The sequence below is a fragment of the Streptomyces sp. NPDC004788 genome, assembly GCF_053601115.1.
The window spans coordinates 1-14,931 of the sequence record NZ_JBSGBF010000021.1 but is presented as its reverse complement, the minus strand read 5'-3'; the positions used below and the strand labels follow the sequence as shown (position 1 = coordinate 14,931).

Annotated in this window: 8 protein-coding genes and 2 pseudogenes; 4 read left to right on the top strand and 6 right to left on the bottom strand. The window is 66.7% G+C overall.

The window, feature by feature from the left end; translation table 11 throughout:
* The first annotated feature begins 28 nt into the window (after nt 1–28).
* The 4 genes from ACWEJX_RS12200 to ACWEJX_RS12185 are packed head-to-tail and all read left to right on the top strand — an operon-like array spanning nt 29 to nt 7,893.
* The gene (locus ACWEJX_RS12200; RefSeq protein WP_451607395.1) at nt 29–1,534 is read left to right on the top strand and encodes a hypothetical protein; all 1,506 of its coding nucleotides are present in this window, start codon (nt 29–31) and stop codon (nt 1,532–1,534) included.
* Complete coding sequence (locus tag ACWEJX_RS12195; protein WP_451607394.1) at nt 1,531–2,346, top strand: hypothetical protein; 816 nt, start codon at nt 1,531–1,533, stop codon at nt 2,344–2,346. Before ACWEJX_RS12200 ends, ACWEJX_RS12195 begins: the two co-directional genes overlap by 4 nt.
* 28 nt (nt 2,347–2,374) lie before the next feature.
* Nucleotides 2,375–6,832 carry a hypothetical protein gene (locus ACWEJX_RS12190; protein WP_451607393.1) on the top strand — a complete coding sequence of 1,486 codons (4,458 nt, stop codon included), beginning with the start codon at nt 2,375–2,377 and terminating at the stop codon, nt 6,830–6,832.
* On the top strand, nt 6,829–7,893 hold the full coding sequence (locus ACWEJX_RS12185) for a Wadjet anti-phage system protein JetD domain-containing protein (protein ID WP_331452162.1): 1,065 nt from the start codon (nt 6,829–6,831) through the stop codon (nt 7,891–7,893). The genes ACWEJX_RS12190 and ACWEJX_RS12185 overlap by 4 nt, the downstream gene beginning before the upstream one ends.
* A 135-nt stretch (nt 7,894–8,028) precedes the next feature.
* Here the strand turns inward: ACWEJX_RS12185 and ACWEJX_RS12180 are convergent, their stop codons facing one another.
* The 6 genes and pseudogenes from ACWEJX_RS12180 to ACWEJX_RS12155 form a co-directional block, all read right to left on the bottom strand.
* On the bottom strand, nt 8,029–10,059 hold the full coding sequence (locus ACWEJX_RS12180) for a hypothetical protein (protein ID WP_451607392.1): 2,031 nt from the start codon (nt 10,057–10,059) through the stop codon (nt 8,029–8,031).
* 95 nt (nt 10,060–10,154) lie between these two features.
* The gene (locus ACWEJX_RS12175; protein WP_331452164.1) at nt 10,155–12,185 is read right to left on the bottom strand and encodes a hypothetical protein; all 2,031 of its coding nucleotides are present in this window, start codon (nt 12,183–12,185) and stop codon (nt 10,155–10,157) included.
* Entirely contained in the window at nt 12,182–12,850 is a 669-nt protein-coding gene (locus ACWEJX_RS12170; RefSeq protein WP_331452165.1) for a hypothetical protein, read from the bottom strand. The genes ACWEJX_RS12175 and ACWEJX_RS12170 overlap by 4 nt, the downstream gene beginning before the upstream one ends.
* Nucleotides 12,851–13,141: 291 nt before the next feature.
* On the bottom strand, nt 13,142–14,110 hold the full coding sequence (locus ACWEJX_RS12165; RefSeq protein ID WP_331452166.1) for a toll/interleukin-1 receptor domain-containing protein: 969 nt from the start codon (nt 14,108–14,110) through the stop codon (nt 13,142–13,144).
* Nucleotides 14,111–14,472: 362 nt separating this feature from the next.
* Nucleotides 14,473–14,577: pseudogene (locus ACWEJX_RS12160) on the bottom strand (HipA family kinase); the annotation flags it as partial.
* A gap of 254 nt (nt 14,578–14,831) precedes the next feature.
* Nucleotides 14,832–14,931, bottom strand: a pseudogene (locus ACWEJX_RS12155) (IS481 family transposase); the annotation flags it as partial.

The window sequence follows — 14,931 nt, the reverse complement described above, 5'->3', positions numbered from 1 at the left end:
TGCGGCGTACGAGAGCATCACGTCGCGGATGAAGGCGCTGGCCGTGGTGCGGCCGCTATTGGCGCTCGACGACAGTCCGGCGAAGAGGGAGCGAGGCTGGGAGCGGTACCGGCTGGCCGAACTCGCCCTGGTGGCCATTGACTTCGTGACGCTGCGGATAGGGGCGCGGACGGCAGTTCGACAGGAAGCCGTCGTGGAACGGGTAGCTGAGTCTGCGGCGCTCCAGGTTCCCGGGCGGGCGGGTACCGAGTATCGGGAAGTCGCGCGCTGGCTGGTGGAACGCCTGATCAACACCGAGAGACACGACCGGTGCTTTCGTCACGAGATCGGCAGCGTGACGGGCGACGGCTTCGTCGTCAGGGAGTTTCCGTTCCAGATCCTCAAAGACGTGCCGGACGAAGCCGGGCAGGCTGCGCTGACCGTTACTGATGCGGCCATCACGGTGCTCGTCCATGCGGTCGATGTGGACATCGCGTCCGAGCAGATCGCGGCGGAGGCCAAGTTAGCCGCGTTGCTAAAGCGCGCGCGGATCGGTGAGGCGTGGCAGGCCGCCCGCGCCGCCCATGTCCAGAGCATCCGGTACGCGAAGGAGCTGCTGGACCGCATGGAGGAGATGAAACGTAACGTTCGGACCGTCGACTGGGAAGCGGATCTTGAGGGCCCGCTGAAGGAGGCGCAGGAGCACGTTGAGGAGAGGTCTCGGGCGGAGACTCAGCTGAAGGCGCAGGTGGCGCAACTGCTCGAGGTCACGGAAGAGGAACACAAGCGGCAGCAGCTAGAAGCACTGGATGCGCTGATCGAGGATTGTCTGCAGCGGCACTTGATGCTCATCGACATGCTGCTCAGGGTGGTTCCTGAGTTCCGGCGCCAGCAGGACCGGCAGATCTTCGTACCACCCGTGGTCAATACACGGGTGCATCTGCGCAGCCAGCTCCTGGAGCCGGCGCTCGAGCTCAGCATCGAGGACAGCGAGCGGCCCCTGGAGACGTTCGTGCGCGGGGTGCTGGGTCCGGTCCGCCCGAGGGTTATGTACCTGCCGGACTACTTCGAGGCCCTCACGCGGATGCCGGAACCGGCCGAGGTTGAGCTGGTCGCAGTGGGCGCATCGGACGACTGGGAAAACACGTCCGATCCACCGAGGTTCGACGACGCGCAGCATGCATGGGTGGACAGGCTGCTTTCGGTTGTCCCCGGGGAGGGCGTGCGGCTGTCTCGGCTGCTCGAGCGTGCCCGCCAATGGGGCGACGGCAGAGGGCCAGGTGACGACACTGACCATCTGCTGGCTATGGAGACCGCGCATCGTTTTCGGCATGTCCCCGTCGCCGAGCTGGCGCGCGGTAGAGAAGCCATCGTTGTCGTGGATGACGGGACTGAGTTGGACGATCCGGTTTTCGGTGGAAGCGACTTCCTGCTGTTGCCGGCCGTGGGTAGACCGGTCTCCGACAGCGCTGATGCGGCCCCGAACACGCAACCGCCCCATTCACCAGAGTTTGTTCCCCGCACCACGAGCGACGATCTGGAGCCGAGTGCATGACGCAGTACGACGATGTTGCCGCAGCAGCCAGGATGGTGGCTCTGGCTTTGACACGCGGCAAGTCCCCAGCACGTTCTGGAGAGTACGCCCAGCTCGTGCGGCGGTTCGAAACGGAACCGGACTTCGCCCAGCTGGTGCGGAAGGTCGCGCAGGGTTTTGACCTCACGGTCCGGGAGGTGCACCCGCAGGCGGGACTGGTCCTGGCAACCACGACCGAGACGGCTTTCGCCGTCTCGATCAGCGACCTCGTGCCGAATGCGGAGAACCGGCCGCTGTACCTGCTCGCTCACCTGGCCATCGCGTCGCGAGCCTTCCCTCGTCCGGAGGACTTGGACGACGACGAGCACGTCGCCCGGGTATCGGTGCAGAAGGTCGACGAAGACGTCAGGGCCTATGCGACCGTCCTTGAGCGCCGTGCTGCAGCCGCCGACGAGGACACCGACCCGCCAGCCGGCAGCCCTGGGCTGGAGGGATTGTGGCGGGCCTACCTGCGTCGAAACCCCACCGGTCGTACGGACAAGGACAGGACTCCCCGCTCGGCGACCTACGCGCTGGTGAGGAGGGCGTTCGCGCATCTCGAGCAGCGCGGATTCGTCCGCGCGACCAGTGAGGAAGAGGGCGGCACCTACGCCACCAACGTCCTGTACAGGCTGCACATCCGTGACCAGGCAGCCCGGGAAATGCTCCAGGAACTGGCCGCCCTGGGCATGGCTGCCTTGCCGCACCACGATGCGCCACTCCCATCCGAGGCTCCGAAGCAGCCTGACGCTACCGACCACGGCATGCTCCCGGACTCCGCCCCAGCCACCTGACGCCATCGCGATGTAAGGACCCCTCTCCATGTACGAGTTGAACCGCATCCTGCTGCGCAACTTCGGGCCGCTCGATGCCCGCTACGAAGACGTGAACCTGGACTTCTCTGGCGTGGGCCCCCTGGTTGAGACAGCATCCCTGATGCCGACGCCCGGACACGTCACGCAGCGGCCCTCGCCGGCCAGTCTGGTCATGCTCCAGAACGGCGGCGGCAAGGGTGTGCTGCTGACCGGCATCACCTGCACCACGATCCCGCTGCGTCACCATGACCCGGAGGAGCTGCGGAGCTTCGTCGTTTCTCCGGCTCAGCCCTCCCATATCGTCCTGGAGTGGGCTGATGCCCGGACTGGCAGGCTCTTGGTCACCGCGCAGATCCTCGCGCCCGAGGGCGATGGCAAGCTCAAGCGCCGCTTCTACAACTTCCACCCAGGTGCCGCCCTGTCCGCGGACGATCTCCCTTTCCACCGTGATGGTCACTGGCTGCCGTTCGACCACTACTGCAACGAGCTGAGCGAACTGCAGGCCACGGTCGAGGCGTTGGAGCTTCAGATCGTGGACGGGCAGGAGAAGTGGGAGAAACATCAGGCCGGTCTGGGTCTCGAACCTGGCCTCTTCGATGTCCAGCGCAAGATGAACGCCACCGAGAGCGGGGCGGCCGAGGCGTTCACCACCTCCAGTGCGGCAGCGTTCGTCCAGTGGCTCCTGGAGAAGGCCAACGACGACGACAAGTACACCAGCCTCGGCAGTACCTTCGAGACCTATGCCGGCGCCCACGACCAGCGCGAGAAACTGGTCAAGGAGCGGGAGTTCGCGCTGACCATGGAGGAGATCTGCGCCCGTGTGGCCGAGCGGTACCACGAGCACACCAACCAGCAGCGCGAGGCTGGGCAGGCCAAGGTCGGCCTCGCCGCACTTGCCGCAGGGCTGATGCGTCGGCATCAGATCCTCACCGCCGCGGCACAGGCCACCACAGGCACCGTTAGTGCTGCGTACCAGGCATATGAAGCAGCCAAGCAGGAACTGGACCTCGCAAATGCACGTATGGCGCATGTGCGTTGGGCCACCTGCGGTATCGAGCTGGACGAATCAGCCGAGGAACAGAAGCGAGTCGCCGCGACAACGCAACGGCTGGAAGACCGCCTTGCGGGCTGGCGCAGTGTCCCGGTCGCTGTGCGTCACGCGGCTGCCCAGGAGCGCCACGGCCGCATGCAGCGGTCCCTCTCCGAAGCCGAGGAAACAGCCGCCCCCTATTTGCAGGCGTGTGATACCGCCGCGGCAGCGCTGCGGGCTGGCTATGCGGCGGCTGAAACGCAGGCACGCGCCGTGGCCGGCAATCTGGAGAGGGAGATCTCCGAGTCTCGCAGCAAGATCCAGCAGTGGCGCGAGCGAAGCGACTCGCTTCACAGGGATGCCGGTACGGCTGAGGGAGAGCAGCGCCAGTTGCGCCGTCAGGTGCAGGACTTCGAAGAGCAGCTGCGCACCGCACGGGACGAAGGACAGGTGCAACCCGGCGAAAGCGCCGCGGACGCCGCCTCCCGGATGGACGGCGAAGCTGATCACCACGGCCAGCTCCGTGTAGAGGCCAAGAAGGCACAGGATGAGGCCCGCAGCCGCCGGACACAGGCATATCAGCAGCTGCCTGCACTGCAGGAGCGGGCTCTCGATGACCGCCGCGCAGCAGAAGCGGGCGAAGCGGAGACCGACCGGCTACGCGTCCGCGCCGAGTCCGTGCGCCGCCACCCCGTGACTGCGGAACTGCTTGAGCTCGGCCTCGAAGATCTGCAAGACGGCGATGCCCTGACCTGGCTCGCCGACCACTGCGCTGCCCTGCAGAGCTCGATCGAGCGGAAGATCACCGCTCTGGACGGTGCGCTCAGGCGGACACAGCTCCAGCACAGCGCGGATGAAGAACTCCTCGCCGCCCTGGACACCAGCGACGGCCTCCTGCCCGCCACCAAGGAGGTCCGCACCCTGTGCGCCGACCTCTGTGCCCAGGGCATCGACGCCGTCCCCGGCTGGCAGTGGCTGCGCGACAACGTCCCACCGGACGATCACCAGCGCCTCATCAACGACCACCCGGACCTGGTCGGCGGCATCATCGTAGGCGGCGGCTCCGCAGCGCTGGATCAGGCGCAGCGTCATCTGGAGCACACCCGTCCCCTGCCCACGGCGGCCGTCGCGGTAGGAACCGGGGAACGAATGCTGACGCCGGTACCCGACACAGGCGGCCGGATGGTGCCCGAGCCGACCCCGGCCCTGCATGACGAACAGGCTGCGGCACTCGAACGAGCCGAGGTTGAAGCACGCCTGGCGGCCTCCACGCAGGCAGTGGATGAGCTCGGTGAACGCATCGGTGTCACCCGCGACCTGGGCAACAAGATCACGTACTGGCTGGACGATATCGGCCCCGTGAGCGTAGAGGTCCGGCTCGAACGGCTCCAGGAGCTCCGGACGGCAGCGCAGGCATCCCAGGCCAGCCTTGAGGTCGCGCGCGCCAGCGCCGCACAGCATGACGATGCCGTCACCGCTGCCGAGGAGGTCTACACACAACAGGAAACGGCTCACCGCGAGGCCGCCGAGGCCGCGCAGGCGATGCGCCGCCTCACAGAAGCCGAGGCGAAAGCCAGCCAGGCACGCGACCGGATCACCGCGCTCGAGGAAGAAGCTCAGCAGCGCCAGCGCGAACTCGAGGAGCTGGGCGAGAAAGAGGAGACCGCCCACAGCGACATCGCACGCATGACCCAGGCGGTGGAAGCCGCCGTCCAGCAGGCTCAGAGCCATGCCCAGGCGCGAAAGAAGGTCACCGCCACGCCCGAGGCCGAGCAGGCTCAGCACACCAGGGGAGCGCCCCGCGAAGCGCTCACTGTCCTCCAGCACCGCTACGAGCAGGCAGTCGAGGACCTGCGCAGTGTGGACATCGGAGAAGACCAGCGTCAGCGTGCTAAGGAAGCAGAAGACGCCCTGCGCGCCTGCCAGGACGAATGGGCGCAGGTCCCTGACCGGGTCAAGCCCTTTGCCCAGGAATACAGCCGTTCTCCCGCCGCGGCGGATGACGTCCAGCGCGACGCCGTACAGCGCGATCTAGGCCAACAGCTCATCAGCCTCCAGGACCAGCTACGGCGCCTTCGGGACAAGGAGAGCCGTCTCAAGGAACGACACCGCACGCTCGCCACCACAGCACAAGACATCAGCGCTCAAGACGTCGCCGAGTGGACCCCACACTCCCTCGAAGAGGCTTACGACCTGACCGCCCGTGCCGAACACGCCCAGGCGGAGGCCCAGCAGGCCGAACGCGGCTTTGACGAGGAGTACAACGCGGCCCGCAGGCAGCAGAGCCAGCACACTCGCGAACTCGACGCCTTCGGTCACGTCCTAGCACGCTTGGATGCCACGATCGAACAGCTCGGCATTCAACCCGCGGCGGACCCCTACGAAGGCACCGCCGATGCGGCCGAACCCGCCGTACGGCAAGCCACCGCCCGCTACGAAGACGCCCGGAGCAAGCTCACTAGCACCGAGCGCCGCGTCGAAGACAGCGTGTCCTTGCTCAAGGACCAGGCCGGCGACGTCCGCTTCGAACAACTCGACATCCCTCTGCGCAACCAGATCTCGGCTCTCGACCGGCGGCACATCCCCGCCGCCGCCCGAGAGTGGACTACGGCGTTGCACCACGCTGCCGCAGCCCTGACGACCCAGCTCGAAGGCATGACCAAGGCGCGCGAGGCCCTTGTGTCCCAGCTCAGCGGCTTCGTCACCGATCTTCTCCAGCAAGTGGACCAAGCAAGCCGGTTCTCCCTCTTCCCCGACGGTCCCACGCCCTGGGCAGGGGAACGCTTCCTCACCATCCGCTACAGGAAGCCTGAGCCCTCCGTGCTCACCGCCCATATGCGCGAAACCATCGACAACCTCGCCGCCAACCCGCGCACCCGCAAGCTCAAAGGCACCGAGGTGGTCATGCGCTGCCTGCACGCAGCCGTCCCCCGCTTCACCGCCGAGGTCATGAAACCCAACGCCACCCAACGGATCGAACGCGTGCCCGTCGAGAAGATGGGCAAGATCTTCTCCGGTGGTCAGGAACTGACTGGCGCCATCCTGCTCTACTGCGCCCTCGCCGCGCTGCGTACTTCCCCCGGCCCCCGCAGCCGCACCCGCCACGGCGGACTGCTCCTCCTGGACAATCCCATCGGCCGCGCTAATGCCCCTTACCTCGTCGACATCCAAACCCAGATGGCGGCAGCGCTGGGCATCCAGCTCATCTACACCACCGGCCTGAGCGACGAAGCCGTCACAGCCCGATTCCCCGCCACCATCCAGCTGCGCAACGACGCAGAAGCCCGCACTGGCCTCTCCCGCATCCGCCTCGACGACCACGTCCGCAACGCCCTCATCCCCACCCCTCGGACCGCCCCGGACACCCATGGGCCCGAAGCAAACGGATACCTCAGCTCCGCACGCCTGTACACCAAGGGGGATACGAACCGGTGACGACGCCCACCCCCGAGCAGCTTCCTGGCCTCTCACCAGGCGCCGCTCGCCTCAGTGCCGCACTGCACGCTCGCGCCGAGAAGGCCACCGTGCCGCGCGCCACGGTGATGGAAGCCTTCACCGCGGCACTCCCCGGCACCGCCCGCGGTGAGGACTCCCGCACCGCACTGGCCACCTTGCTCGAAGAACTCTCCGACGCCGGCACCCTGCGACTCCCCCACGGTCAGAGACACAAATGGGACGCAGGCCGTCCCGCCCTGCCCGAACAGATCCGGTTGCCCGCAGTCGCCCCGCGCAAGCCTGCGTCTGTCACCACACGGCGCTCCTACCGCCCTGAACTCGACTGGGTCCACACGGCGTACCTCACCTCCGCCCACCACGAAGACCTAGCCCTCATCAACCGATGGTTCCGCGACACCAGCAATCGTCCTGAACTTCGCGTACCGATCCCCCTGCGCGAACGCTCGTACGAGATCTTTCAGGACGAAAAGCGCCTCGATGGTCTCCTCTCCGGTGCACTCTTCGCCCCCGGCCGCCTTACCTTGGAACAGCTCGGCACCTTTCGCGAGCCACCACCCCTCGCCTACCGACTGCTCGGCGACGGAGACACCCTCCTGGTCGCCGAGAACAGCGACACCTACGCCACACTCCGAGACCTGCTCACCCCGAATCCCGGGCGCACCAGAGCCGTGGCCTTCGGCTCTGGACGAGCCTTCGAAGCCTCCATCGAAACGGTCAAAGAGATCCATGGAATCCAACGGATCGCCTACTACGGCGACCTGGACGCTGAAGGGCTGTCGATTCCCGCCCGTGCCTCAGTAACAGCCACCCAGTGCGGGCTGCCCTCGGTCGAACCCGCCTCCGCGTTGTACGACCTCCTCCTAAGCCACGCCTCCACTCCGAGTCAGATGGTTTCCGATGAGCGCGCCCACACGCTTACGGCCTGGCTGCCGCCCAGACTGCGACAGAGGACTCATGAGGTACTAGTGTCGGGCCGCCGTATTGCACAGGAAGCCACCAACCGTAACCAGCTGGCCGGCGACGCCACCTGGTGCCCTTGAGTTCGTCGGGAGACCGTGAGCGTCTCCAGGCCCGACAAAGCGTGGATCAGCTGGGCAGCGGCCACCATCCAGCGCCGCGACCAGCTGAGCTCACCACCCCGGTTGCCCGACATTCCCGAACAGCGAGCCGACGACCTACAGATCGTGGGGGTCTCGCTTGTTTCCCTGGATACGCAGCATGATCACGGTGCGGGGTCTTGGGTCGCCAGCAGGGCCTGGGACGGTGCGGACGTGGACGCAGGCGGGTACTGAGGCCAGTCCGTCGGGTTTGTCTGTGAGGTCCAGGACAACGAGGAAGTTCAGGGGCGGGCCGTTGACCTGGTAGGAGATCGCCTGTGGGAGGAAGGCTTTGGTGTAGGCGTCCCAGGAGGGGTTGGCCCAGTCTCGCTTGAGTTCGAGCGTGATCAGCTCGTCGTGGGGGCGCCAGGCGATGTCGACGCGTCCAGCGCCGATGTTGTTGACTTCCAGTTCAACGCGCAGGCCCTGGCCGCGGAGAAAATCGCGGAGGTCTCTACCCATCTCCTTTTCCAGGGGCTTGACTTCGTCCTTCTTGAGGCGGCGGAGGTACTTGCGGGCGTCGCCGCCGAATTTCTGCGTCTCGTTGAGCCGCAGGTCCAAGAAGCGGAGCAGGTAGAGCAGCATGCGGTCGATATCGGTGGCAAACTGGCCGGTGTAGCCGTCGGGACACTGCTGTCGGAGATCGGTGCGGGTCTTGCGGTAGGCGGCGGCGATCGCGGGGATCTCATCGACGGGTTCTCGAGCCTGGCGTGCCTGCCACATGTCGGACAGCCGGGCGGCGAGTTCGGGTGCTGCGGCGAGGAAGCCGGACAGGCGGTCGGCGTCGTCGGGCGGGAGGGGGAGCCCGGCAAGGACGGTTGCCGGGCCTTCAGGTTTTGGGCGGGGGTCCTGCCCTCCGGCTGACAGGGCTTCGCGGAGAGCGGTGGCCTGTTCCCGGACGACCGGGGTCGTGGGGTCCTGGTCGAACTCGGACGCACTGCCGAGTTCGGCGAGCCACTGGTCGAGCAGGGCTAGGCCGCCTTCGTGGGCGAGCAGAGTCTGCTCGACACGCGGGGCCAGTAGGGCGTGCAGGCCCGGCGCCGAGACGGAGGCACCGGGTGTACCTGCCGGTGATAGGGAACCGTCGGTAGGGGTGAGCAGGTCAAGACTGCGGTGGGCTGCGTAGACGTCGACCAAGCTGGTGATGACCGCGGCGGCGTGCAGCCACGACCCTTCTCGGTCGGCGCCTTGGGCGTGGACGAGGGTGTCAAGGAGCTGCTGCCAGGTGGCTAGGGTGTCCAGGCGGGGAACGCGCCAGCCGGGTGGCAGGCCGAGAAGGTTCAGGCGGATGTCCAAGATCGCGTCCTGGAGCCGGCGAACGGTGTCGTCGGAGATGGTGGCGCCTGTCGTGTAGGCGAGGACGGCGTCCAAGGCTGCGCCGAAGCCGACTGCGTCCGGGCGTTCCTCCATGCAAGATGCGTCGCTCAGGTATTCGCGGGCTTTGAGGAGCTGGGGGCGAGCCTCGTCCACGGAAGCGGCAGTGAAGGCTTGGCGCAGCGTGAGCATGCCCAGCTCGAAGGCCGCGTCATCAGCGACGTCGTCGTGGTCGAGGAGATGCTCCAACAGCGGTGGGATTTCCGGGGCCGGAAACTGCTCGGCGAGCGCGCCAGCTACACGGACGGCGCGGGCTGCGAAGTCCTCGTCGATACGTGCCAGTTCCCTGCGCATGCGGCGCAGTCTGTCCACAAGGCCGTGGTGGCTCGCGACGCCAGCCAGTACGAGGCGGGCGCAGGCTTCCAAAGCGATACCGCCCATAAGATCCAGGCGGGTGCGGCTCGCGTCCAGCCAGACGTCGGCGAGATCCTCCCCGAGCACCCGGACGGCATCGCGATGGGTGAGCAGGGCCGTGACGACATCTTCGAGAAGGAGCGGGTCGTCGGGGGCCTCGGCTGCGGCGAGAAGGAAGTCCTGGCCGGCTGGGCTGGTCAGTGTGATGCTTTCGCTGCAGAGGACTGACACCAAAGCGGGCAGGTCGTCGTGGTCTAGCAGTTCGTCCCGGGCCTCGGTCAGGAGCACCGGACCGCCAAGTTCGGCCAGGGTAGGTGGGGGCGCGCCGGAACGACGTGCTTCGGCCAGCAGGCGCAGAGGATCGGTGGCAGGGCCTGTCATCGTTGTGCCTCCTTCCTGCTGCCGGACCGGTGTGCGCCTTGGACTCTATGCCGGACGCCGCCGGCGGGCGCTCGAGCCGGGCGGGGCTGGCAGCCTCACCACAGGCGTTGTCCTGGCGGAGCGAGCCGCAGCTGGCCTTCGGGGATGAGGGAGGCCACGTCCTGGCCGCGAGCGGTGGCGATGATGACCTGCAGTTCCGGCGCCATGTCAGTGAGCTTGACCAGGTCCTGCACCATTAGCCGCAGGTCCTTGCTGTCGACTTCCTCGGCTCCAGGCGAATCTACGATCAGAAGTCCCGGGTGCCGGCCGACACCACTGCGGATACCGTGCCGCAGCAGCCCCGTCGTGGTGACGATCTTCAGCCGCAGCTGTTCGCCTTCGGTAAGGGAGCCATAGGGGTGCTGCTGGCCGCCCTTCCACACCGTCAGGGTGGCGCCGGTGCCCAGTTCGACACGTTGGAGCATCTCCAGCCCGAGAGCACGGCCCATGGTGACGATGTCCTGCTCAACATCCTTCAGGACTTGCTTCAACGCTGCGGTCCGGCGGGTGTGCGCGGCCTTCTCAGCCGCCTTGAGGACCGCGTTGGCCACTTCCAGGGGAGTAATGTCGACGGCGGCGTCCAGATGGGTGAAGCGGCCCTTTCGCTCGGCGACCGCTCCCTCCAGACGGGCCACGGCCAGCTCGACGGCCCGCCGTTCGCCGGTGCCAGGGTCCTTAAGCGCCTCGTTGAGGGCGGCGTCCGCCCGGTTGACGGCGTCGGCCGCGGCCGACGCCCGCGCCTGAGTCGTGGCCAGGGCGCTGGCGGCTTCTTCCACCTCCTGCTGGACGCCGGCCAATGCCTGCCGAAGGGTTTCCGGTGTGTCCTCCTCTTCCTCTCCGTGAGTGTCACCGTGGTCGGAGGGGTCTGGCAGTCGGGAGTCGCACAGCGAGCAGTGCCCCTCCTGCTCGCGGGCCCACTGATCCTTGGAAACCTTCGTGTCGCAGCGAGGGCAGATCGTCGGCGTCAGGGTGTGAAAGAACGCATGGGCCAGCACCGCTTCCTGGGCGGTCTGCACGACCTGAGCGAGACTGTGCCGCTGCTCCTCCAAGGTGTCGTGACGCAGACGGGCCGCCGCGAGTTGGCGCTGTGCCTCGCTGGCTGCCGTCGTGGCGTCGGCCAGCGTTCGGTAGGCCACGCCCAGGTCAGCGGCGGCCTGACCGTGATCGGGCAACGCCTCCAGGCGGGCGCGCTCGGCGTCCAGCTGCCGGGTCAGCTCGCCTAGCTGGGCCCGCCTTGCCTCGGCGTCGGCCGCCGCGCGCTGGCGAGCGGCGGACAGCTGAGCAGCCACCACCTTCTGGGCCACCGAGGCGGCGACCATGGTCGCCGCCCACGGAGCGCCCAGGAACAGCTCCAGCAACCGGGTTGGCAGCGCATTCTTCGAGTCGTTGCCCAGCAGATGGCCCAGGCCCTTGCGATTGATGTACAGGCCGCTGGCGTAGGAAGGCCACGACAGTTCACCGGTGACGGGCAGCGCTTCCACGTCTCCACGGGCCCTTTGCTGGGTACGCAGGGGCTCCAGTCCCAGACGGTCCAGCATGAAGGCGTCCATCGACTCCTCGAACGCCTTGACTCCGTCGAACGAGATCAGGACGACCCCGGTCTGCTGGGAGACCACCCGGCCGACGGGTATGCCGTCGGTCACCGTCATCTCCACCTCGAGCGGCTCGGCATCCAGAACGAACTCGCAGCGCACGTGGCGCAGCCAGCTGCGCACATCGCGCTGCAGGCCCGCTCGGCCTCGCAGACACCACAGGATGATCTCAAGGACGCTGGACTTGCCTGCCTCGTTCTTCCCTGTGGAAGCCAGACACCAGACACCGGGCCCCGGCTGCCACTCGAAACGGAAGGGGATGTCGGTCTCGTCCTGCTGCTGGCCGTCCGGAGCCGGCCGGACTCCCTCGAACTCCACAGCCGTCACCAGGATCCGGTGCGGACGTGGCAGCGCCGTATGAGCCCTTACCCCGTGCTCAACAAGTACCTCACGCACGACGTCGACCGGCTGCCGGGACGCCTTGGCGATTTCCGCCAGCCACGCTTCAACCGGGCCCGACGCATGGTCCTCGACTTGTGAAATGCTCTGACTCACGCCGCCAGCCCCTCCCGTTCGAGTGCGGCCTCCAGGCGCTGTCTCACCCGGGCGGTGATGCCGCCGATGAGCCGCCCTTCCGGAGTGCCCGCATACTCCTCGTGCCCGTACTGCAGTGACTTCAGCTGCCCCCCGGACATGCCCTGCGCTGCAATGGACACATACGCGGCCTGCTGGTCGTACCAAGCCAGCAGCGGCTCCGCGGTCCGCAGCTCCTGCGCCCGGACTGCCCCGGCTTCGAGCAGGTAGTAGTCCCGGCGCCGCACGTTCTCGTCGGATACCCGCCCCGCTCGCCGGATGGCAATCAGGTCCAGATGCCGCAACACACTCAACGCGTTGTTCAACTGCTCAAACGCACCGTGCCGTCCACGCAACATCCGGTACGTGTGCAGCTCCGGCTCCCGCTCCTTCAGCACCGCTCGCGCGTCGAGGAGCCGCTTCCCGGGCAAGCGGCCCTCTTCCCATCCGGAGATGATCAAGTTGGCGAGGTAGTCCGGGTTGCGGATGAGGAAGTCCAGCTTCTGCAGCTTCCGCTCGGACTGGATCACCTTGACCGCCAACGGCGGCACGTCTCCGCCGGCATCGCACTCATCACCGAGCCGGTCCAGGATGAAAAGCATGCGCACCGCTGTCTGCCCATTGGTCGGAGCGACGATCCCGAACACCCCCTGATCCAAGCCATCGCCATACGTCACGCACCGGATCCGATTCGCCACCGGGCGCATACGTGCAGTGACCATACAGGCTGAACATCGACATTGGGAGATGTTCAACATGGGCTGCCTTGAACGACGCGAGGTCTACCGGGGGACTACGCCGGCACCTGGTGGTTACTCGGCTTCTCCGACTCTCTCTACCTACCTGGGATGCGGCTCCGCTCGGTCCGAGCGGACTTCAAGTCAAAGACTCGCGTCCGCCTTGAGGCATAGGGCGCCGTCTTCAAGCCCTTGCCGGCGCTAGCCCAGAAGCCGGCGGAGCGTCGGACTGATCGAGTACAGACTGCTCGAGTTGCCCATGTGGCGGCGATAAGACAGCTGCCCTTGATCCTGAAGATCGTTCAGAATCTGCTCCACCACCAAGGACGGTGTCTCTGTGCGTGCTGCGAGATCGTTAATAACCGTGCTACCGGTCGGCTGGTCGTTGACAAGCTCCGCGATGACCGCTCGGCGGTGCTCCTCGACTTTCGGTAGCACAGTGGAGATCCCGGCACGGTAGCCCTTACGAGTCAGGTGAAAGTCATGGGCGCCACCGGCCCGAATTGCCACATCAACGTAGTCCTGCTCGGCGAGCATGTGCAGGCTCTCCTCCACCTGCTCGTTGCTGAGACCGGCATCGCTGGCCCGAAACTTCACCGCAGCCCAGCTGAGCAGCGTCATTGTATTAGTCCTGAGTGCCTCCCGGATGGTCTCGGCGAGCAGGACTGTGTCCGCTGCGTTCAGGCCCGGTGCGACGGCTGTGACCCGGGCGTATGCAGGCAAGGGTCCGACAGCCGGCCGAGGGTCGTAGCCGTGCAGAGCGTCCGCGATCTGCTGCGCAGTGTGTACGACGCCCTCCGAGGTGCGATCAGCAGTGATCCACACGATGTGTCTGAGGGGTGCGGGCATCGGTACTTCGTCGAGCCGGACTGGAATCAGGAGGGATTCCCCGTTGACTCGGGCCACTGCTGCCGCGTCGAGTTCTTCGCGCACCCACGGCTTGTTCACCGAATGCTGCGAAACGACGGCCACAACAGCATCAGCCATCGCGATTCCCTCATCAAACAAGCGCCGCACAAGGCTGTCCCCGGGGCGGATTTCCCACCTGTCAAGCCATGCCGCCACCCCGCGGCTGCGAAGTTCGCGAGCGACAGGCTCGACGAAGTCGAGCTTGTCCTCACTCGCGTGGGAGAGAAACGCTCCGGGCCGCTCTGCATCGTCGGGCTCCATGAGTCCAGGATGCGCGGCCCACCAGTCGTCTGCGCGCCGAGCTCGCCGTAGGGCCGTACGACGAACAGGCAGGGGGACTGAGCAGCAACAATGAGGACGGCAAGCCTCGAGACTGCCCTACAGACGGTCACTCAGGATCCCCTTAACGACACCTCCGATGGGATGACGTCCCATGCCGCCACGGCCCGCCGCAGCCGCACTTCCTGGGGAGAATCTGGGGAGTGCCGACGGCTCTGGGGAGCACGTGGGGAGAATCGACCGCGTAACGCGGCCCGACCCTGAAAGATGCTGAAATACTTATCCGTGCAGGTCAGGGGTGGCTTCGCCCGCATCAACGCAGGTCAGCGCCACCCCCTAGACACCTTCATGACGTACGTGCCGAGATCGTCGGCCTCGACGATCCCGGGGAGCGAGCCGCCCTCACGTAGGGGCGTGACATAGCGGGTCGCTACGACCTCTTGCAACACTTTCCCAGGCCACCCATCTCTTCAGCCTTACAATCCACGGACGACTTCTCCGGAGCGCAGAGGCAGGAAACCACGGGTCGACGGTGCCGGGGAGGATCCGGGGAGTTTCGGCCGGCGAGCCGGTCTCCCCGCTTCCGGGCAGACCGTCGATGGTGCCGCGCCCCTCGCTGCCGGCTTCCGGCATGAAGTGAGCATAGTAACCGAGGGTGATCGCCGACGAGGAGTGCGAGCCGTCAGGCCGGGGTGTGCACCGCCTAGTTGTATTGGCCCGCAGCGTTGTTGACGCGGCTGATGGGCGGGTGTCCGTCGAGTGCGGTGTGGCAGCGGTGGTGGTTGTAGGTGTGGAGGAAGTCT